Annotated in this window: 16 protein-coding genes; 7 read left to right on the forward strand and 9 right to left on the reverse strand. The window is 72.1% G+C overall.

The window, feature by feature from the left end; translation table 11 throughout:
- Positions 1-2 precede the first annotated feature (2 nt).
- Entirely contained in the window at positions 3-698 is a 696-nt protein-coding gene (locus tag ACSHXN_RS09635; RefSeq protein WP_355128307.1) for a glycoside hydrolase family 75 protein, read from the forward strand.
- Positions 699-1,123: 425 nt separating this feature from the next.
- On the opposite strand, the gene ACSHXN_RS09640 is transcribed toward ACSHXN_RS09635, so the two are convergent.
- Positions 1,124-1,999, reverse strand: coding sequence for a class I SAM-dependent methyltransferase (locus ACSHXN_RS09640; protein ID WP_355128305.1), 876 nt, complete (start codon positions 1,997-1,999; stop codon positions 1,124-1,126).
- Positions 2,000-2,204: 205 nt separating this feature from the next.
- Here ACSHXN_RS09640 and ACSHXN_RS09645 point away from each other — a divergent pair, with 205 nt between their 5' ends.
- The 3 genes from ACSHXN_RS09645 to ACSHXN_RS09655 all read left to right on the forward strand — a co-directional run bounded on the left by ACSHXN_RS09645 (position 2,205) and on the right by ACSHXN_RS09655 (position 7,848).
- Positions 2,205-2,999, forward strand: a complete 795-nt coding sequence (locus ACSHXN_RS09645) for a phytanoyl-CoA dioxygenase family protein (RefSeq protein ID WP_355128303.1) — start codon at positions 2,205-2,207, stop codon at positions 2,997-2,999.
- 597 nt (positions 3,000-3,596) lie between these two features.
- Positions 3,597-6,263 carry a SpoIIE family protein phosphatase gene (locus ACSHXN_RS09650; protein WP_438302942.1) on the forward strand — a complete coding sequence of 889 codons (2,667 nt, stop codon included), beginning with the start codon at positions 3,597-3,599 and terminating at the stop codon, positions 6,261-6,263.
- Positions 6,264-6,714: 451 nt separating this feature from the next.
- Complete coding sequence (locus ACSHXN_RS09655; RefSeq protein WP_438302943.1) at positions 6,715-7,848, forward strand: ABC transporter substrate-binding protein; 1,134 nt, start codon at positions 6,715-6,717, stop codon at positions 7,846-7,848.
- 33 nt (positions 7,849-7,881) lie between these two features.
- On the opposite strand, the gene ACSHXN_RS09660 is transcribed toward ACSHXN_RS09655, so the two are convergent.
- From ACSHXN_RS09660 to ACSHXN_RS09670, 3 genes are all read right to left on the reverse strand, one after another.
- On the reverse strand, positions 7,882-8,622 hold the full coding sequence (locus tag ACSHXN_RS09660) for a class I SAM-dependent methyltransferase (RefSeq protein WP_383352905.1): 741 nt from the start codon (positions 8,620-8,622) through the stop codon (positions 7,882-7,884).
- Positions 8,623-8,634: 12 nt separating this feature from the next.
- A complete protein-coding gene (locus ACSHXN_RS09665) occupies positions 8,635-8,940 on the reverse strand; it encodes a 4a-hydroxytetrahydrobiopterin dehydratase (protein WP_355128297.1) in 306 nt (101 codons plus the stop codon).
- Positions 8,941-9,039: 99 nt separating this feature from the next.
- Complete coding sequence (locus ACSHXN_RS09670; protein ID WP_355128295.1) at positions 9,040-10,104, reverse strand: ADP-ribosylglycohydrolase family protein; 1,065 nt, start codon at positions 10,102-10,104, stop codon at positions 9,040-9,042.
- Positions 10,105-10,131: 27 nt separating this feature from the next.
- Between ACSHXN_RS09670 and ACSHXN_RS09675 the strand changes: the two genes are divergently transcribed.
- The 3 genes from ACSHXN_RS09675 (at position 10,132) to ACSHXN_RS09685 (ending at position 12,760) form a co-directional block, all read left to right on the forward strand.
- Positions 10,132-10,959, forward strand: coding sequence for a helix-turn-helix domain-containing protein (locus tag ACSHXN_RS09675; protein WP_355128293.1), 828 nt, complete (start codon positions 10,132-10,134; stop codon positions 10,957-10,959).
- A gap of 92 nt (positions 10,960-11,051) precedes the next feature.
- Positions 11,052-11,915 carry a helix-turn-helix domain-containing protein gene (locus tag ACSHXN_RS09680; RefSeq protein WP_355128291.1) on the forward strand — a complete coding sequence of 288 codons (864 nt, stop codon included), beginning with the start codon at positions 11,052-11,054 and terminating at the stop codon, positions 11,913-11,915.
- A 41-nt stretch (positions 11,916-11,956) separates the two neighbouring features.
- Entirely contained in the window at positions 11,957-12,760 is an 804-nt protein-coding gene (locus ACSHXN_RS09685) for an SAM-dependent methyltransferase (RefSeq protein WP_356109347.1), read from the forward strand.
- 38 nt (positions 12,761-12,798) lie between these two features.
- On the opposite strand, the gene dnaK is transcribed toward ACSHXN_RS09685, so the two are convergent.
- The 5 genes from dnaK to ACSHXN_RS09710 all read right to left on the reverse strand — a co-directional run bounded on the left by dnaK (position 12,799) and on the right by ACSHXN_RS09710 (position 20,445).
- Positions 12,799-14,667, reverse strand: a complete 1,869-nt coding sequence (dnaK, locus tag ACSHXN_RS09690; RefSeq protein ID WP_438302944.1) for a molecular chaperone DnaK — start codon at positions 14,665-14,667, stop codon at positions 12,799-12,801.
- 170 nt (positions 14,668-14,837) lie between these two features.
- Positions 14,838-15,263, reverse strand: a complete 426-nt coding sequence (locus ACSHXN_RS09695; RefSeq protein ID WP_355128285.1) for an OsmC family protein — start codon at positions 15,261-15,263, stop codon at positions 14,838-14,840.
- A gap of 114 nt (positions 15,264-15,377) precedes the next feature.
- On the reverse strand, positions 15,378-17,171 hold the full coding sequence (locus ACSHXN_RS09700; protein ID WP_356292580.1) for a vWA domain-containing protein: 1,794 nt from the start codon (positions 17,169-17,171) through the stop codon (positions 15,378-15,380).
- Entirely contained in the window at positions 17,168-18,229 is a 1,062-nt protein-coding gene (locus ACSHXN_RS09705) for an ATP-binding protein (protein ID WP_356109340.1), read from the reverse strand. The genes ACSHXN_RS09700 and ACSHXN_RS09705 overlap by 4 nt, the downstream gene beginning before the upstream one ends.
- A gap of 134 nt (positions 18,230-18,363) precedes the next feature.
- Positions 18,364-20,445: an alkaline phosphatase family protein gene (locus ACSHXN_RS09710; RefSeq protein ID WP_356109338.1), complete on the reverse strand. Its 2,082-nt coding sequence runs from the start codon at positions 20,443-20,445 to the stop codon at positions 18,364-18,366.
- Between the last annotated feature and the right edge of the window lie 13 nt (positions 20,446-20,458).

Raw genomic sequence — 20,458 nt, forward strand, 5'->3', positions numbered from 1 at the left:
CAGTGCGCACTCGAACACTGACCCTCGCCGCGGCCTCCGGCGCCGCACTTCTCGCCACCGCGGTGCTCCCCACGAACGCATCGGGAGCGGCCGCCCCCAAGTCCCCTCAGGAGGGCACCGTCAGCGCGTCCGCCCTGCTGGCCAAGGTGACGTCCTGTTCGCAGATATCGAACGGCAAGTACAGGACCGACGACGAGACCTCGGCCACCATCCCCGTGTGCGGCAAGAACGGCGCGGTGTTCTGGAAGGCCGACATGGACATCGACTGCGACGGCCAGGTCACGGCCAACTGCAACGGCGACACCGACCCCTGGTTCCAGGACGACACCGCCTTCCACCAGTCCGACGGCAGGCCCCTGCGCGCCGACTCGCTGCCGTACGTCGTCGTGCCGAGCGCCAGCAGCATCTGGAAGTACTCCAGCGCCGGCATCAAGGGCGGCGGCGTGGTGGCCGTCATCTACAACAACAAGGTCGAGTACGCGGTCGTCGGCGACACCGGCCCCACGCAGATCATCGGTGAGGCCTCGTACGCCACCGCGAACGCTCTCGGCATCGACCCGGACCCGGAGACCGGCGGTGCGGACTCGGGCGTGACGTACATCCTGTTCAAGAACTCGCAGGTGTCGCCGATCGAGAGTCACAGCGCCGCCGTCTCCCTCGGCCAATCGCTGGCCCAGCAGTTCATCCAGAGCAACTGAAACGAGGCCCGGCTGCCCGGTCCCGCGGTACCGGGCAGCCTGCGCCCCTCGGTCGGGCTGCCCGATCGGACGGACGGCCACGGGACCGCCCACCGGCAGGACCCGGCCCCGGGTCCTGCAGGGCGTCGATCGAGGCCCTGACGAGCGGCGCGGGAGCGAGCACATCGGTCGGCACCGACTCGCTCCACCGGACCGGATCGCCCTCGGCGGCCGTGTCGTGGGGGGCGAACCCTGCGCCGGCGACCACCGTGTCGAGCCGCCCGAACTCCTTCAGGGTGGTCTCGGTGACGGCCCGTACCCCGTCGTGGCCGACGGCGCGCCCCGCGACCGTCACCGGGCCGTCGGGGTGATGGCCCCCGTATCTCGGTGAAGCCGGGGGGAGTTCACCGGATCGAGCGCTCTCCGAGTCAGGGGACCGACCGGCCTCAGGAGGTCCGTACGGCCGTGTACACCGTGTGCGCCTTCAGCACGAACACATCACTCCTGTGGTGCACGCTCGCCTCGTCCCGCGGGTCGAGCAGCCGGTCGAGCGCGGCACGGTCCTCACGGTCGAGGTCCTCCTCCAGGGCCTCGCGGAGCCGGCTCAGGGATGCGACGACGTAGGCCCGTGCCCGGTCGGAGACCGGTGCGGGCAGGTCCAGCAGGAAGCTCCGGGTACCGGTGTGCTTCAGGCCCGCGGCGGACAGCAGCGCCGGCCAGTCCTCGGTCTCGGTGACCGCGCCGGGCAGCGAGGCCCGCATCCGCGCGAACCACTCGGCCTCCACCGCGTCGATCCGCGCCTGCAACCCCGGACGACCGATGCCGATGTCCCGCGGCAGGAACCGGGCCGGCAGCCCGCCCTCCAGCAGGGCGAGCGTGCCGCCGGGCGCCAGCCGCGCGGCGAACGCGGCCAGCGCGGCCCGCTGGTCACCGAGGTGGTGCAGACTGTTGCTCGCCCACAACAGGTCGGCCGGATAGGGCAAGTCGTCCAGAACTTCGGGGAGTTCACCCGCGACCGTGCCGAAACGGTCGGCGAGTCCCAGTCGTTCCGCCCGGGCACGCGCCCGCTCCAGCAGCGGCTCGGAGCCGTCCACCGCGACGATCCGCGCGCTCGGAAACGCCTCGGCGAACAGACAGGAGACGACACCCGGCCCACTGCCCGAGTCGACGATCAGGCCCGGTCCCGGCACCTCCTGCGCGAGCCAGGCCATGGCCCTCTCGTACAGCGGCGTGAACAACTCGGCCTGCGCCTCGAGCAGGGGAGCCATCACGGCCCAGTCGATGTCCGTGTGGTCGTCGTGATCGTGGTGGTGGTGTGCCATGGTCGTGAGCCTCTCGTCCGGAGGTTCCCAGACTGGGCCCGCGCACCGGGCACGGCCAGTTCTGTTGCCGGTCCGGCAAACGCACCTCCGGAAACGGCACGGAGTGCGAGGGGACCATCCGCTCCGGCCTCGCCGTGAACGGCATGCGCCCGGTCCCGGAAAAACGGGATGCGCCCGGTCCCGGCCGTCTCCCACGATGTACCTCATGGACGACGAGTCGGTGGAACGCTTCCTGCGGGACGGGTTCGTGAAGATCGAGGGTGCCTTTCCGCCGCGCGTCGCCGAGGGATGTGCGCGGCTGCTGTGGAAGGAGACCGGGTACGACCCCGGCGATCCCGGCACCTGGCAGGACCCGGTGCACTGGGTGTCCGCCATGGCGCAGGGCCCGTTCGCCGCCGCGGCCAACTCCCCCGCGCTGCACGAGGCCTTCGACCTGCTGTGCGGCGAGCACCGCTGGCAACCGCGGTACGCGCTCGGCAGCTTTCCGCTGCGCTTCCCGCACGAGGAGGAGCCGGACGACGCGGGCTGGCACATCGAGGGCAGCTACCTGCCGGAGGGCGCCACGCTGTGGCACACGAACCTGTGGTCGAAGGACCGCGCGCTGCTCATGCTCTTCCTGTTCTCCGAGGTCGGTGAGGAGGATGCCCCGACGCGTATCCGCGTGGGCTCGCATCTCGACGTACCGCCGGTCCTGGAGCCGTACGGCGAACGCGGCGCCTCCTTCCTGGAGCTCGGGCCGAAGGTCGACGCGGCCTCCGCCCACCGCCCGGTCGACCACGCCACCGGGCGCCCCGGGGACGTCTACCTGTGCCACCCGTTCCTCGTCCACGCCGCCCAGCCCCACCACGGCACACGCCCTCGCTTCATGGCGCAGCCTGCGCTGTGCGCGGCGGTGCCGTGCGAGCTGGAGCGGCAGGACGGTGACTACTCGGCCGTGGAGTTCGCCATCCGCGAGGGTCTGGCCCGTGGCGGCGGGCCCCGGCCCGCCGACGTCACCTGACGACGAGGGCGGACCGGGACGGCACCGGCCGCTCGGAGCCCCGGGAGGTGCTCGAGGCGGTGCGCGGTCCTCGGCCGTACCGCCGGAAGCCGCGTGCCCGTCCGGACCGGAGAGGGCGGCACCGGTCCCGGGTTCCCCTTCCGCCCGGTGGACCATGGCCGGACGCGGCGGCGCCGGAGGGGACGGCCCGGCGGCCGCTCCACCATGTCGGGCCGCAGCCCGTCACCTCGTCGCACACCGGTCGGCTCAGCGGCCCGGCCCGGGTGCGGCGGGTCGCCCGGTCCGCCGGGGCCCGTCCCGGCGGACCGGGCGGACGTGCCGTACGCCGTGCCGGAGGCCGTCCGAGGACCGCTCGCCACCACGCCGTGCGAGCCGATCCGTGACGCCCACAGCCCGTGGTCATCGGGCAAGAAGCGATACAAAAGGGGTATGCGCGGAGTTTCGGGTCACGATGGTCATGGGGCGTCGGACACGCCCCGGGTCCATCGGACCGGTGAGCCTCCCCGCCCCGTCGAAGGGCACCAGGGGCAGGACCTCGGTCGGCCCTCTGGCGGGCGGCGACGGTGGCGACCGCGGCGCCTGCACCCGGTACCGAACATGCGCAGCCTGGCGGGCCAGGTATTCCTTCTGCAGTTGCTGGTCGTGGCACTGCTCGTCGCCGCCGCGCTGGTGGCCCTCGTGGTCCAGGCCCGGCGCGACAGCATGGCCGACGCCGAGCACCGTACGCTCGCGACCGCGCAGACCTTCGCGCACGCGCCCGGGATCGTGGAGGCCCTGAAGAGTCCCGACCCGACCGCGGTGCTGCAACCGGACGCCGAGGCGGCCCGGAAGGCCGCCGGCGTCGACGCCATCATCGTGTACACGCTGGACGGGGTCACCCTCACCCACAGCGATCCGAGCCAGATCGGTAAGCATGTCATCGGCCCCTACGGGCAGGCGGCCGACGGCAGGGCGTTCACCAGCACCTTTCACGGCTCCCTGGGGCTTTCCGTGGTCTCGGCGGTGCCCGTGAGGGCGCCCGACGGCTCCGTCGTCGCGGTCGTCGCCGTGCCCGTCACGGTCGAGAAGGTCCGGCACAGCATGAACCAGCAGCTGCCCTACCTGTTCGGGGGCGCCGCCGGGGCCCTCGTCATCGCCGCGGGCGGCGCGGCACTGGTGAGCAGGCGACTGCGGCGGCAGACCCATGGCCTGGGCCCGGCCGAGATGACCCGGATGTACGAACACCACGACGCGGTACTGCACGCCGTCCGGGAAGGGGTTCTGATCCTCGACTGCGACGGGCGGCTGGTGCTGGCCAACGACGAGGCACGCCGGCTGCTGGACCTCCCGGCGAACGCCGAACAGCGTCATGTCGACGGACTCGGTCTTGAGCCGGACATCGTCGCGCTGCTCGTCTCCGACCGCTCGGCCACCGACGAGGTGTACCTGGCGGGCGACCGGCTCCTGGCGATCAACAAACGGCCCACCGCACCCCATGGAACCGCCGGATGCGTGGTGACCTTGCGGGACACCACCGAGCTGCGCGCCCTCTCCGGCAGGGCGGAGGGCGCGCGGGAACGCCTGCGGCTGCTCTACGACGCCGGCATCAGGGTCGGCACCACGCTGGATGTGACACGCACGGCCGAGGAGCTGGCGGAGGTGGCGGTGCCGCGCTTCGCCGACGTCACCACCGTCGAGCTGCTGGACCCCGTCCTGCACGGCGAGGAGTCCTCCGACGAGACCACGCAGTTGCGGCGGATCGCGGTCGCGGGCCTGGACAAGTCCCACCTGCTGCATCCCGTCGGCGAGCTGATCCCCGTCGGCGACGCCCATCCCATCGCCACCGCGATGGCCACCAACCGGACGGTCCTGGTCAAGGATCTGCGCACGCTGAAGGACTGGCGCGCCCAGGAACCCGAACGCACCCGGCGGATCGTCGACCACGGCATCCACTCCCTGCTCGTGGTCCCGCTGCGGGCCCGCGGGGTCGTACTGGGCATGGCGATGTTCTGGCGGACCGGCGCCTCCCCGCCCTTCGACGACGAGGACGTGTCCTTCGCCGAGGAACTCGGCACCCGGGCCGCGGTCTGCATCGACAACGCCCGCCGCTACACCCGGGAACACGCCATGGCGGTGACCCTGCAGCACAGCCTGCTGCCGCAGGGACTGCCCGAGCAGTCCGCCCTCGAGGTGGCCTCCCGCTATCTCCCCGCCCAGGCCGGGGTGGGCGGGGACTGGTTCGACGTCATCCCGCTGTCCGGCACCCGGGTGGCGCTGGTGGTCGGCGATGTCGTCGGTCACGGTCTGCATGCCGCGGCGACCATGGGCCGGCTGCGCACCGCCGTGCACAACTTCTCCGGACTGGACATGCCCCCGGAGGAGCTGCTGGGCCGGCTGGACGAGCTGGTGGCCCAGATCGACGCGGACGAAGGGCACGAGCAGGTGATCACCGGCGCGACCTGTCAGTACGCCGTCTACGACCCCACCTCCGGTCATCTGGTCATCGCCACCGCCGGCCATCCCGGACCGGCCCTCGTCCATCCCGACGGGACCGTGGACTTCCCCCCGGTGCCCGTCTCCACGCCACTCGGGCTGGGCGCGGGACTGCCCTTCGAGTGCACCGACCTGACCCTGCCCGAGGGATCGCGGCTGGTGCTCTACACCGACGGCCTCGTCGTGGACGCGGACCGCGATCTGGACGCCGGTCTGGCGGCCCTGCGCGCCGCTCTGACCGGCCCCGATCGCACCCCGGAGGCCACCTGTGAGGCGGTGATGGACGCCATGCTGCCCGCCCGGCCCAAGGACGACATCGCCCTGCTCGTGGCCCGCGTCCGCAGGCTCGACCCCGCCCGGATCGCCGAGTGGCAGGTGCCCTGCGACGCGGCGGCCGTGTCCGCGGTGCGCAGCGCCTGCACCGACCGGCTGGCGCAGTGGGGCCTGGAGGGGATCTCCTTCACCGCCGAGCTCGTGCTCAGCGAGCTGATCACCAACGCCATCCGCTACGGCGGCGACCCCATCACCGTCCGCCTGATCCACGACCGCACCCTGATCCACGAAGTCTGCGACGGCAGCAGCACCTCGCCGCGCCTGCGCCGGGCGAACGTCACCGACGAGGGCGGCCGCGGACTCTTCCTGGTCGCCCAGCTGACCGAACGATGGGGCACCCGCTACACCCCCACCGGAAAGGTCATCTGGGCCGAGCAGTCGCTGCGCGGCGGCGCCTCGCCCGGGGCGGAGGACCTCGGCGAGATGCTGCTCGAGCAGTGGGACGACACGGTCCTGTGAGAGGTCGCGCGGGCCCCCGGCCGCCGTGGACGACACGCCGCACACAACGGCCGGACGGGGCGGGCGGACCGCCGGTCCGCCGGGGAAACGCGCTGATCGCAGGCCTTCGCGCAGCCGTCGCACCACGGAGGCGCCAGGTACGCTGACCTCGATGACCATGTCGTCGCAGTGGACCCGAGGAGGCCGGCAGACCAGGGGGCCGGGAAGCACCGCGAAGAACCCGCCGCTCCGCCCCCGCGCGAGACCTCGGCGGCCCGGACGGAACGTGTGGCCCGGGGCGTGAAGCCGTGCCGACCCCGACCGCTTCCCGGACTCCGCGAGCGCGCCGGGGTGCTGCGCGCAGACACACGGCGGCCCGTACACCGACGGCACCGGCGGTTCGCTCCGGCGGCCCGATGACAGACGTTCTCCGTGACCACCCTCCTCGCACATCGCACCCTCTGGAGCCGTCGTGACCGCACCCCGGGCCCGAGCAGCGGCCGCGCTCTGCTGTCTCGTCCTCCTGGCGCCGGGGGCCTGCGAGAGCGGTGCGCCCGAGCGGCCCAGGCACCCCTCCGTGGCCACCTCAGCCACGGACGCGGGCGGTATGGGCGCACTGATCACCTCGGCGAAGAAGGAGGGCGCGCTCCGGGCGATCGCAATTCCGCGCGACTGGGCCAACTACGGCGGTCTGATCGACGGCTTCGAGAAGAAGTACGGGATCAGGGTCACGGTCGACCGTCCCGACGCCCACAGCGAGGACGAGATCGACACCCTGGTCAGGAGCGGGAAGGAGCGGACGGCACCGGACGTGATCGACCTGGGCGACACATTCGCGCGGTCGGCGGCCAGCCGGAACCTGCTCGCGCCGTACAAGGTCGCCGCATGGGACTCCATCCCGGCCACCCAGAAGGACCCGGGGGCCCACTGGTACAACAACTACGGCGGCTATATCTCGATCGGATGCGACGCCAACCGCGTCAAGCCCTGTCCCGGGACCTTCGCCGAACTGCTCAAACCCGGTTACCAGGGCAGGGTGGCCCTGGAGGGCGACCCCACCCGGGCCAACTCCGCCTTCTCCGCCGTCTTCGCCGCCGCGCTGGCGAACGACGGGTCGTTCGACAACATCCGGCCCGGTCTGGACTTCTTCGCCGAGCTGAGGAAGAGCGGCAACTTCAACCCTCTCGAGTCGACCTCCGGGGCCGTCAAGACCGGGCGGACACCCATCAGCATCAACTGGGACTACCTCAACCTCGGCTATGCCGAAGGGCTTCGCGCCAAGGGGGTGGACTGGAACGTGGCGATCCCCCTGGACGGCAACTTCGCCCAGTACTACGCACAGGCGATCAACAAGAACGCCCCGCACCCCGCCGCCGCCCGCCTGTGGGAGGAGTACCTCTTCAGCACCGAGGGCCAGAACCTGCGGCTCGCCGGCTACGCCCGCCCCGTGCTCATGGACACCATGAAGCAGGACGGCACGCTCGACGAGGCCGCCGCCGCCCGGCTGCCGACCGTCGAGGGAACGCCGCAGTTCCCGACGGACGCACAACTGGAGAAGGCGCGGCGGACGGTCGACCGGGACTGGCCGAAGACCGTCTCCGGATGACCTGCCCCGGCGCCGGTACGTGGCCGGTACCCCTCACCCCTTGCGGAACGCCCGCAGCGTGAACACCGGGTCCGGGCGTGGGCGGTCCTGGTCCGGCAGTGCCGCGAGGCGCGCGGCGATCCGGTCGCCCGTCGGATCGCCGGGTCCCGTCGTCGTGAACCAGCCGCGGCGCAGGTCCTCCATCGTCCTGCGCGGGCTGCGTCCCTGCCCGACCCCGGGGAAGCGGGCCTGCCCGGCCGGGACCAGGCCGCACGCGGCCGCGTACTCCGTGACGGTCTCCGCGGCGTCCAGCGCCGGGCGGCGCGGGCGCACGGCCAGGGCGGTGTCGATGTCGCTGCCCACGTCGTGGGCTGCTGCCTTGTCGACGGTGGTGATGTACACACCGCCCGGCCGCAGGGCCCGGGCGCACTCGGTGACCACGGCCCGCGCGTCCTCGGGACCCTGGAGGAGGTGCAGCAGCCAGATGGTCGTGACCGCCTCGAACGCCTGGTCCTGGACGGGCAGCCGGCGGCAGTCGGCTCGGACGACGGCGCCGGGCAGCCGTGCGACGGCCAGCCGGGCCATCGCATGGGTCAGATCGGCGCCGGTCACCCGCAGTCCTGGCCGACCGGCCGCGAGCCGCCGGGTCACGATCCCGGTGCCGCAGGCCACGTCCAGCAGCCGGCCGGCGTCCTCCGGTACCAGCCCGAGCACGGCCTCGGCGGCGGCCCCGGCCCGGGGTTCGCCGCCGCGCGTGGCGTCGTAGGCGTCGGCCTCGGCCTCGTAGTCGAGCATGGTGACCTCCGCTCAGTGGGCGCCGTGCCCGGGGGCCAGTTCCTCGATCCGCCGGGCCAGCCGGAAGTCGAGTTCGGTGATCGCGCCGCCCACACTGTGGGTGTTCACCGTGACGACGACGGTGTTGTAGCCGAGGGTGAGATCGGAGTGGTGGTCGAGTTCCTCCTGCACCTGGGCGATGTGCACGACCATGGCGGTCGCCGCGAAGTGCGAGCCGAGCCGGTAGGAGCGGGCGATCCGGTCGCCGTCCTGCGACCAGCCCGGCAGCTCCGCCAGCCGGTCCTCGATCTCCTTCTGCGACAGCGGTTCGACGGCCATCACCGGCTCCTTCCGTGGGACGCGGGATCGCCTCACCCTGACACATCCCCCCTGTACGACGTCGTACGCGTGTACGACGCCGTACGCGCGGTCGGACGTTCAGCGCCGTACGCACTCCGCGGCGAAGTCGTCCGCGCAGACCGCGATCTCGGCACGTCCCTCGACCGGCTCCAGCCACTCCTGCGGCAGCCGATGGTCACCGTGGTGAGCACCCAGGAGGTTGCCGCAGATGGCGCCCGTGGAGTCGCTGTCACCTGAGTGGTTGACGGACAGCAGGAGCGCGTGTCGTATCTCCGGCTGCACGAGCGCGCAGTACACGGCAATGGCCAACGCCTGCTCGGCGATCCAGCCCGCACCGAGCGTCTCGACCTTCTCGGGGGTCGGGGACCCTTCGGCGGCCAGGTCGAGGGCCTCGCGCAGGGCGGCCGTGGTCTCCTCGTGGCCGGGGTACCGGGCGAGCAGGCGCAGGGCGCGCAGCACGGCGCCCTCCAGGGAGTCTCCCTCGACGAGGTGGGCGACGATCGCGGCGAAGGCACCCGCGGAGTAGTAGCCCGTGGGATGGCCATGGGTGGTCTGGGCGGAGCGCGCGGCCATGGCGAACGCGGTGTCGCCGGGCACCCGGCCCAGTCCGAAGGGCGCCGAGCGCATGACCGCGCCGCAGCCCTTGGAGTCGGAGTTGACCGGGCCGGGGCGGCCCAGTTCGGCCGTCGGATCGGGGACGAAGTCCAGGGCCAGGCCGGAGAGGCAGGCGTTGCCGGGGGCACGGCGGGCGTACAGCCAGGGCTGTGCGGCAAGGCCCGTCGCCCCTTCGGGCGGGGCCGGCAGGCGCTGGGTGTCGAACCAGCGCCCGTACGCCTCGCGCACCAGCCGGGACCAGCCGCCGCCGATGCCCTTGTGCCGTTCGCGCTCGTGTGCCTGCCGGAGGCCCTCCAGCGTGAACAGGGTCATCTGCGTGTCGTCGGTGACACGGCCCACCACGCCCCCACCGCCGGGGACGAGACCCGTGACGCCCCGCTCGCCGTGCAGGGCGCGGATGCGGTCCAGGGAGGCGAACTCGATCGGATACCCGAGGGCGTCGCCCATCGCGCCCGCGAGCAGACAGCCGCGCACCCGTGCGCGGTAGATCGCGGTGGCCTCCCAGGACGGGCCGAGCCTGTCGTACATGCACCACTCCTCGATTACCGTCGTCTCATGACCATTCTCGCGTCCGGCACCGCCGCCCCCTCGACGGCCCCTTCCGAACCGGGCGTCGGAGCACTGCTGCGCGGCTGGCGGGAACAACGTCACATCACCCAGCTGGAGTTGGCGCTGCGGGCCGGTTCTTCGGCCCGGCACATCAGCTTCGTGGAGACGGGCCGCTCGCGGCCCAGCGAGGAAATGGTCCTGCGGCTCGCCGCGCATCTGGACGTACCGGTACGCGAGCGCAACGCGCTGCTGCTGGCCGCGGGTTACGCACCGCACTACCCGGAGACACCGCTGGACGACCCCTCGATGGGGGCGCTGCGCGAGGGCGTGGAACGGCTGATCCACGCCTACGAGCCCTACCCCGCGCTGGTGGTGGACGCGCGGTACGACGTGGTGGCGGCGAACCGGGGCATCACGATGCTCCTCGAGGGCGTCCCGGAGCGGTTGCTCGCCCCGCCCCTGAACGCGATGCGCCTCACGCTGCACCCCGAGGGGCTCGCTCCGCGCATCCGCAACCTGCGCGAGTGGCGGGACCATCTGCTGGCGCAGATGGAGCGTCAGATCGCCCTGCGGCGCTCGGAGGTGCTGCGAGCGCTGTACGACGAGGTGGCGTCCTATCCGGTCCCCGACCGGATCGAATCCGAACCGGCCGAACCCGTACCGCACTTCGCGCTCCCGATGCGGATCGAACACGACGGCAGGGTGCTGTCCTTCATCTCGTCGATCTCCACCTTCAACACCCCGATGGACGTCACGGTGGCGGAACTGGCCGTCGAGACGTTTCTGCCCGCAGACCCGGCGACGGCGAAGTACCTTCATACGACGGAGAACTGAGTCGACGTCATCGTTTTCCGGTCGCCCAGATGAGACGTACGTCCGAACGTGCCACACTGCTCGCGTACATGGACGCGTAGGGGAGGCGTGGCGTGAGCGAGCGGCGGGCTGCGCCCACCGTGGGGCAGGTGGTCCTCGGACGGCGGCTGCAGGAGCTCCGGGAGGCCGCCGGGCTGAAGCGCGAGGAGGCGGCGCGGATACTGCGCGTAGCACCGGCGACCGTGCGTCGCATGGAGGCCGCCGAGGTCGCCCTGAAGATCCCTTACCTACAGGTGCTGCTGTCCACGTACGGCGTGCCCGATCCGGAGGTCACCGCCTTCGTCCGGCTTGCCGAGGAGGCCAACCTGCCCGGCTGGTGGCAGCGTTACCACGACGTGCTGCCCGACTGGTTCAGCCTGCACGTCAGCCTGGAGGGCGCCGCCCGTATCGTCCGCTCCTACGAGCCGCACTTCGTGCCCGGGCTGCTGCAGACCGAGGACTACGCCCGTGCCGTACTGGAGGCCGGGACCGTGGGACAGGTCCGTCCCCAGGACATCGAGCGGCATGTGGCGCTGCGCATGGCCCGGCAGACGCTGCTCACCGGCGAGAACCCGCCGCACTTCTGGGTGATCATGGACGAGACCGTGCTGCGGCGCCCGGTGAGCGCCGACCCCAAGGTGATGCGCGAGCAACTCGACAGGCTGATCGAGGCCACCGGGAATCCACGGATCACCCTGCAGGTCGCCGAGTTCGCCGCCGGTCCGCACCCGGGGGCCTGCACTCCGTTCGTCCTTTTCCGTTTCGGGGAGCCGGAGCTGCCCGACATGGTCTACAGCGAGTACCTGACCGGCGCGCTCTATCTCGACTCGCGCCCCGAGGTGTCGATGCACCTGGAGGTGCTGGACCACATGTCCGCGAAGGCGGCCTCCGTCCAGCGGACGAAAAGGCTCTTCCAGGAGTACCGCGACACCTTCTGACCCGGCCGCTTCCCTGCCCCCGGCTTCTCAGGAGCACGCGTATGACGTCAGGACACGAAGCAGCACCGGGCCGGATCGACACCGGCCGGCCCCATCCCGCGCGCGTGTACGACTGGTGGCTGGGCGGCAAGGACAACTATCCGGTCGACGAGGAACTGGGCCGGAGGATCCTCTCCGCCGACCCGACCGTACGGCGCGGGGCGCGCGCCAACCGCCGGTTCATGGAGCGCGCCACGCGGACGCTCGCGCGGGCGGGGGTGCGCCAGTTCCTCGACATCGGCACGGGCATTCCCACCGAGCCCAATCTCCACCAGGTGGCGCAGGAGGTCGCCCGCGACGCCCGGGTGGTGTACGCCGACCACGACCCGATCGTGCTGCGGCACGCCCAGGCGCTGCTGCACGGCTCTGCGGAGGGCACGACGGACTACGTGCACGCGGACGTCCGCGATCCCGGCACCGTCCTCGGCCGCGCGGCCGAGTCCCTGGACTTCGAAAGGCCGGTCGCCCTGTCGCTGATCGCACTGACGCACTATCTCGGCGACGACGTGCACGACCTGCTGAAGCGCTACGTCGAGGCACTCGCCCCGGGCAGCCACCTGGTCGTCTCCCAGGTCACACCGGACCTGAACCCCGAGGCCGTCGAGCGGGCCGCCGGACTGTTCCGGCACAGCGGCACCCCCTTCTTCCCGCGCCCGCTGGCCGAGTTCTCGCGCTTCTTCGACGGACTGGACCTGCTGGGACCCGGGGTGATCCCCGTCTCCGGGTGGCGGCCGGAGCCGGACGACGTGGCGGCCCAGGCGGAGGGCATCGTGCCGGTGTACGCGGGGGTCGCGCGCAGGTCCTGAGCCCGTCCCGGGCGCCACACCCCGTGACCTCATCCGCCTCAGGCCGCTCCGCCCTTCGGGTTCCCGCCGTCGTCGACGATCTCGGCGTCCACCACCGACTCGTCGTCGGAGGGGCTCCGTTCGTCGCCGGTACCGCCGGATCCGGACGGCCCGGCCTGGGCGCTGGCGTACATCGCCTGCCCCATCCGCTGGCTCACCGCGGCCAGATTCTCGATCCCGGCGCGCAGCGCCGCCGTGTCGGCCTCGTCCTTCAGCAGATCCTTCAGCCCGGCCGCCGCGGCCGTCACCTCGTCCCTGGCGTCCGCCGGAACGCCTTCCTCGTTGTCCCGCAGGAACTTCTCGGTCCGGTACACGAGTTGCTCGGCCTGGTTGCGCGTCTCCGCGGTCTCCCGGAGCCTGCGGTCCTCCTCCGCGTACTGCTCCGCGTCCCGCATCATCCGCTCGATCTCGTCCTTGGGGAGTGCGGAGCCACCGGTCACCGTCATCTTCTGCTCCCGGCCCGTCGCCAGGTCCTTGGCAAAGACGTGCATGATCCCGTCGGCGTCGATGTCGAAGGCCACCTCGATCTGCGGTACTCCGCGCGGTGCGGGCGGCAGTCCGGTCAGGTCGAAGACCCCGAGCTTCTTGTTGTGGGCGGCCATCTCGCGCTCGCCCTGGTAGACCTGGACACCGACCGACGGCTGGTTGTCCTCGGCGGTGGTGAAGATCTCCGAACGCCGTGTGGGAATGGTCGTGTTGCGTTCGATCAGCTTGGTCATGATGCCGCCCTTGGTCTCGATGCCGAGGGACAGCGGGGTGACGTCGAGCAGCAGGACGTCCTTGACGTCGCCGCGGATGACACCGGCCTGCAGGGTCGCGCCCACGGCCACGACCTCGTCGGGGTTGACACCCTTGTGCGGCTCCTTGCCGGTGAGATCCTTCACCAGGTCGGTGACGGCGGGCATGCGGGTGGAGCCGCCGACCAGGATGACGTGGTCGATCGCGGACAGCTGCACACCGGCGTCCTCGACCGCCTGGTGGAACGGCGTCCGGCAGCGGTCCAGCAGATCGGCGGTGAGTTCCTGGAAGCGGGCGCGGGTCAGTTTCTCCTCGAGATGCAGCGGCCCCTCGGCGGAAGCGGTGATGTAGGGCAGGTTGACGGTCGTCTCGGTGGCACCGGACAGCTCGATCTTGGCCTTCTCGGCGCCCTCCCGCAGCCGTTGCAGCGCCATCTTGTCGGCGCCGAGGTCGATGCCGTACTGCCCCTTGAACCGTTTGACCAGATGGTCGACGATCCGCTGGTCCCAGTCGTCGCCGCCGAGGCGGGTGTCGCCGTTGGTGGCCTTCACCTCGATGACTCCGTCGCCGATCTCCAGGAGGGAGACGTCGAACGTGCCGCCGCCGAGGTCGAAGACGAGGACCGTCTGCTCCTCCGCGCGGTCGAGACCGTACGCGAGGGCCGCGGCCGTCGGCTCGTTGACGATCCGCAGGACCTTCAGCCCCGCGATCCCACCGGCCTCCTTGGTGGCCTGTCGCTGGGCGTCGTCGAAGTAGGCGGGCACGGTGATCACGGCATCGGTGACCTCCTCGCCCAGATACGCCTCGGCGTCCCGCTTCAGCTTCTGCAGGACCCGGGCGGACAGTTCCTGGGCCCGGTAACGGGTGCCGTCCACGGCGCCGTTGTCCGGGAAGCGCCATCGTGCGTCACCCATGTGCCGTTTCACCGAGCGCGCGGTGCGCTCGACGTTCGTCACGGCCTGCCGTTTGGCGACCTCGCCGACGAGCACCTCGCCGTTCTTGGCGAAGGCCACCACCGACGGAGTGGTGCGCGCGCCTTCGGCGTTGGCGACGACGGTGGGCTCACCACCTTCCAGGACGGCCACCACCGAGTTCGTCGTTCCGAGGTCGATCCCCACCGCACGTGCCATCGCTGTCCCCTTCCGCCAGGGCGGTCCCCGCCCTCCATCGGAAAACTTGAGTGGCCCCTTGTCAATGCCGTCGGGCCGCGGCTGACGCCTTCGGCCCCCTGGCCCATACCCCGGAAACGGCGGTGCCGCGCCCCCTTCCCGGCGGGCGCGGCACCTCGTATGTGTGTACGTCAGGCGAGCTTGGCGTCCAGGGTGATCGTCGTACCGGCCAGCGCCTGGCTGACCGGGCAGTTCTTCTTGGCGTCCTCGGCGGCGGCGACGAACGCGTCGTTGTCGATGCCGGGGACCGTGCCCTCGACGGTGAGGTGGATGCCCGTGATGCCCTCACCCGGCTGGAAGGTGACGTCGGCCTTCGTCTCGAGCTTGGTGGGCGGGGTGCCGGCGCCGGCCAGGCCGTGCGACAGCGCCATGGAGAAGCAGCTGGAGTGGGCGGCGGCGATCAGCTCCTCCGGGCTGGTCTTGCCGTTCGCCTTCTCGGCGCGCGACGGCCACGACACCGGCTGCTGGCCGATGCCGGAGGAGTCGAAGGTCACGACGCCGTTGCCCTCGAGCAGATTGCCTTCCCAGACGGTGTGTGCGGTGCGCGTGGTTGCCACGGTTCTTCCTTTCGCGTGGGGGCCCGTTGCCGGGTTCCGTAGACACCATCCGATCACATCGGCGCACGGCGCATGCACCGGACATGGCGGTGAAGCCGTCCCCGGGCCCCGGGTTCACCGCACCCGGAACACCGGCCCCTGCGGTGTGAACGGCAGCCGTGCGCCCTGGGGTGTCAGATAGGCGTGCTCCCGCCGTACCCGCAGCACGTCGCACCAGCCGTCCGTGATCACCAGGACCGGGGCACCGGGCGGGAAGTCCCGTGCCCGGTGCAGCAGATCGATCCCCGGCTGCAGGACCGTACCGCCGCGGCCGTGCACCCGTACCCGGCCCGCGATGTCGGTGACCGGCAGATAGCCGGCGTCGTGCGGCGCGGCGTCGCAGAAGACGACCCGGGCCGCGGGTACGTCGCGGGACTCGGCGTACGAGGCGATCGCCCCGAGCGCCTTGCCGAGCAGGACGCGGTCCATGGAGCCCGAGGTGTCGAGGACGACGCCGAAGGTGCAGCGGGCCACCTCCTCGGGCGGGAAGCAGCGCCCGGCGCGCGGGATGCCGGGCGTGGAGCTCTGGCGGCGCGAGGGGCGCGCATAGGACCGTACGGGTTCGGGGCGGGGAACGAACTCGTCGAACCAGCGGGCGAGTCGGGCGTCCCACGGCAGTGGCGGATGGCTGAGCGCGCGGATCTCCTCGACCAGAGCGCCGGGCAGGAAACCGCGCTCCTGCTGCTGGTGCAGGTCCAGGCCGTGCGCCAGGCCCCGGCGGTAGAACTCGTCGAGGTCGACGTAGTCGCCGGGCGGTCGCAGCGGCGCGCCGAGCACGTCGCCGACACCCCTGCCGCGCAGCGTGGCCAGCCGCCGCATCCTGCGCAGATCGCCGGCGATGCGGTCGTAGACCTGCTCCGCGGACAGGCCCGCGAGGTCCGCGTCGTACAGCAGCCCCTCGGGCATCGTGCCGAGCTGCATCTCGCGCAGCCAGCCGTTGATGACGTAGTCGCAGGCGATGTTGAACAGGTAGGGGTCGCGGGTGCCGCAGCGGTCGCCGTGGCGCAGGGCGGCGTGCAGCATCTCGTGGGCCAGGACGAAGCGCCACTCCTCGTCCTCGAACTGCCGCAGCGGATTGATGTAGATCTCACCCGCCTCGGCGTTCACCGCGGCCACGGAGATGCCGTGTGCGTGAGCGAGTTCGGCGTCGGCGACCAGCTTGATCCCGGCCGCCACGCCACCGAGCAGCGGGTAGGAGGAGATGAACCAGCTCAGCGCGCGCTCCCAGGGGCGCCGCCGGGCCGCCTCGCCGTCCAGGGAGTCCCGGCGGCCGCCCGCCATGTCCAACGCCGCGGACACGGTCCGGGTCAGGGCGGTGGCGAAGGCGAGCTGCCAGTCGGGGACCTGCCCCCACCGGCCCTTCCCGTCCACGAGCAGCTGGTCGGGCTCGCCGCCCGCCGTACCGCAGCGCTCGTACACGGCGGGCAGGCCGTCCCGGCGCCAGCGCACGGCGAGCTGCTCCTCGTCGCCGTCGGGGCAGGAGGCCGGCAGGTCCTCGGGGGACCTGCCGACGGGGAAGCCGAGCAGGAACCGGTTGACGACCACGCAGCGCGCGGCGATGTCGTGGCGGTCGGGCTGGACACGCGTGCCCTTGACCGCGGGGACGTGCCCGAAACCGAGATGCAGCACCGCGTGCGCCAGCGCCCAGGCCCAGTCGGCCGGGTCGGCGAGCCGGTCCGGATGGGCGTGCAGCACACCGTCGGAGTCGACGCGGACCAGCCCGTCGCGCGGGGCGGTGGCGCAGTTCTCCGCGCGGCAGACGCTGAACTCGACGGCGGCCAGCGCCGGGTTGGCCCGCATCAGCCGCAGGCCCTCGGCGAAGGCCTCGGCCGCGAAGTCCCGTTTCTTCCTGGGGCGGGTGCGGCTCATCGCCGCGCCTCCACCAGCCGCGGCATGTCCCGGGCCGCCTCCACCAGGAACCAGGACGGCAGGACGGGGTTGCCGTCGGCGTCGGAGGCGATCACGCTCTGGGCGATCTCGACGGAGATCTCCGCGAGCTGCACGAGCAGGGACTTGGCGCGGTACGCGGTCTGCCGTCCGTTCGCCGACATGTGCTCCTTGCTCGCGGGCAGCTCCTTGACGAGCCGGCCCCGGAAGGACTCGGCCAGGTAGTACAGCAGGTCCCGGTCCTGTATGCGGTTCGGCCAGTGCGCGTCGCCCTTGATGATGGCCTCGATGCCGTACCGGCTGCGCACGATCTTGACGTATCCGCAGAAGGCGGTGGCGTGTGCCGGGGTCAGGGTGCCGTGGGCGAGCACCTTCAGCGTCTCCTCGTCGAGGTCGCGGCCGAAGGAGTGCAGCGCGTCGGAGAGCATGTGCCAGGAACGGGGGGTGGAGAACGGCTCCTCGGTCTTCGGCGGCTTGGACCACAGGTGGTCGGGCCGATCGGTGAGGTGGTCGAGGATCCACGGGTGGATGGCGTTCGCCGCCGCCCAGACGAGCCAGTCCTTCGCGGAGGCCTCCAGGTGGACGTGGGCGAGCCGGTTGACCAGCGCCGAGGCGATCGGCCGGGCGAGGGCGTTGTCGGTGGAGCGGTTGCCCGCGCCGATGACGATGGAGCCCTTCGGCAGCTCGTAGGTGCCGATGCGGCGGTCCAGGATCAGCGAGTAGAAGGCCTTCTGCACGTCCGGGGTCGCCGCGTTGAGCTCGTCCAGGAACAGGCAGTACGGCTCGTCGCGGGCGATGGCCTCCGGCGGGCAGAACACCGATCGTCCGTCCCGGATCTGCGGCACGCCGATCAGGTCCTCGGGGGCGAGCTGGGTGCCCAGCAGACTCACGCACTCCAGCCCCAGCGACTCGGCGAACGCGCGCACCAGGGAGGACTTCCCGATACCGGGGGCACCCCAGATGAACACGGGCCGCACGGTGGCGAGACCGAGCAGCAGTTCCGGTATACGGGCGGGGGTGACGGCGACGGCTGCCTGCACGCAGCGGCTCTCCTCTTCGGGCCTGAACGGGTGCCGCTCTCGCGGCCGTGGTTGCTCGCCGTCGAGGTTCTCAACGACCGGCAGTGGCCGTCATGTCATTTTCGTGCGCGCGCGGTCGCCGGTTTCCTCCCGGCTCAGGCGGCCCGTTCGTCCTCGGCCGCGGACAGCGGCACCTGGGGCCCGTCGCACTCGCGCAGCCAGCGGCGGAAGAGCCCGTGGAGCCGCTCGGCTCCGGCGAGTTCGGCGGCCGCCTCGGCGGGGGCCGACAGCGCCACCGGGGACAGCAGGAAGGGGCGCGTCTGGGCACCGCCGAGCCCGCCGTGCGAGCCGATCTGCTCCTCGAACGCGAGGACCTCGCCCTCGTCCGGGTCGTACCAGGAGTTGACCATGATGTCGGCGGTGTGCGGGAAGGAGTGCGTACGGCGTATGGCGTCGGCGGCGCCGGGGCCGAAGCCGGTGAGCGGACCGGTCTCGTCGGCGAGCAGGTCGACCGGGACCTCGGCGCCGTGCGCGGCGAGCACCACCCCGCCGTGCTTCTCGCTCCGTACGAGGAGGAAACCGATGCCGGGATGGTGGGCGAGCGTGGACAGCAGCGCGGGGTGGCGGCGGTCGATCTCCTCCTTGGTCATCCGGTGCGGCACGTCAGGGAAGGAGACGAGTCCGAGGTTGCCGGAGGCGAGCACGATGGGCTCGTTGCGGCGGCCGGCGGGCCGCTGCTGCGCACCGCCCTCCTCCACCGGCCGGCGCAGCGCGGCCCGGACCGCCGCACGCGCCTCGGTCCCGCTGTGGGTGCGCTCCACCCTGCGCGGTACCGGCAGTCCGCAGCCGGCCCGCACCAGATTGGCGAGGCTCAGGCCGTAGCGGGTCCGGAAGGTCTCGCCGGGGCTCTGGCCGTGGTCGGAGAGCACCACGATCCGGTACGGGCGCGGGGCGTGTTCGGCGACCTGCGCGAGCAGCGCCAGCGACCGGTCCAGCCGCCCCAGGACCTGCTCGGCGTCCCGGCTGTGCGGACCGGAGTGGTGGGCCACCTCGTCGTAGGCCACCAGGTCCGCGTAGATGGCGTTGCGCCCGGCGAGCATGTCGCCGATGACGGCGGCGACGACAACGTCTCGCTCGACGACGGTGGCGAAGGCGCGCACGAAGGGGTAGAGGCCACCCCGCTTGACACGCGGTCGCTGCCGGGTGACACGGGCCCGGACGGACTGGCATGTCTCACGGCCGACCTCCGCCAGGAAGGACAGCGCGGTGCGGACGGCGTTGGCCGGATCGCTGAAGTAGGCGAAGTACCCGGCGCGGGAGCGGTTCTCCCGCCCTCGCCTGACGGCGATGGACAGCACGAGGGCGACCTCGTCGGCGCCACCGCTGAAGAGATTGCCGCGGCTCGCGCCGTCGACGGTGAGGAGCCCGCCGTCACCGGTCCGTTCGATGGCCCGGCGCTGGAGTTCGGCGGCGCTCGACGGCCGGTTGCACACCACGACCTCGCGGTGTTCCTTCTCGTACCACCGGAAGGCCGGCACATCGTGGTTGCTGCCGTGCAGGATGCCGAGCTGGCTGGCGCCGGTCTGGCTGGACCAGTCGGTGCGCCATGCGCTGAGCCGGTGGGTGGGTCCGCGGCCGTCGCGAGGACCGAGCCAGGAGGCGACGGTCGGCATGAGCCCCCTGTCGACGGCCGCCCGGAGCACGTCGTGCCCGACCCCGTCGAGCTGGACGAACAGTGCCGCCGGGCTGCCGGGCCCGGCCCGCCCGTCGCCCCGCCTGCGCCGCCGGGCCGCCAGCCGGTACAGCCGCCTGCGGTACGCGTCGTCGTCCCGTACGGCGAGGGCACCGCCCGTCGCCGAGGCGACCGCGGACATCATGGCGGCGACCACGACGGCCGTCTCGGGGGCCGCCTCGCCCCGGCCGGAGGGGTTCAGGCGCAGGGCGAGCAGCAGCAGGGAGCCGTTGAGGAAGAAGACCAGCAGCCCCAGGACGAGGGCCGGCACGAGCAGCAGCAACCGGACGAGCAGGGGCCACACGAGAGACGAGAGCAGACCGAAGACACCGGCGCCGGCCGCCGCCGTGAGGGCGACGCGGGTGACGCTGTCACCGGCCGCGGACTCCAGCCGGAAGTCAGGGAGGACACCGGCGAGAACAAGCAGCGTCACGGTGGACGCGGCCCACACGGCGACGCTCCGCCCCGCACCGCTGATCAGTCTCCGCCAGCGCTCCTGCCCCACGCCCCGCTCACCT

This window comes from Streptomyces sp. HUAS TT11 (assembly GCF_051553595.1).
In the GTDB taxonomy this organism is placed as follows: Bacteria; Actinomycetota; Actinomycetes; order Streptomycetales; family Streptomycetaceae; genus Streptomyces.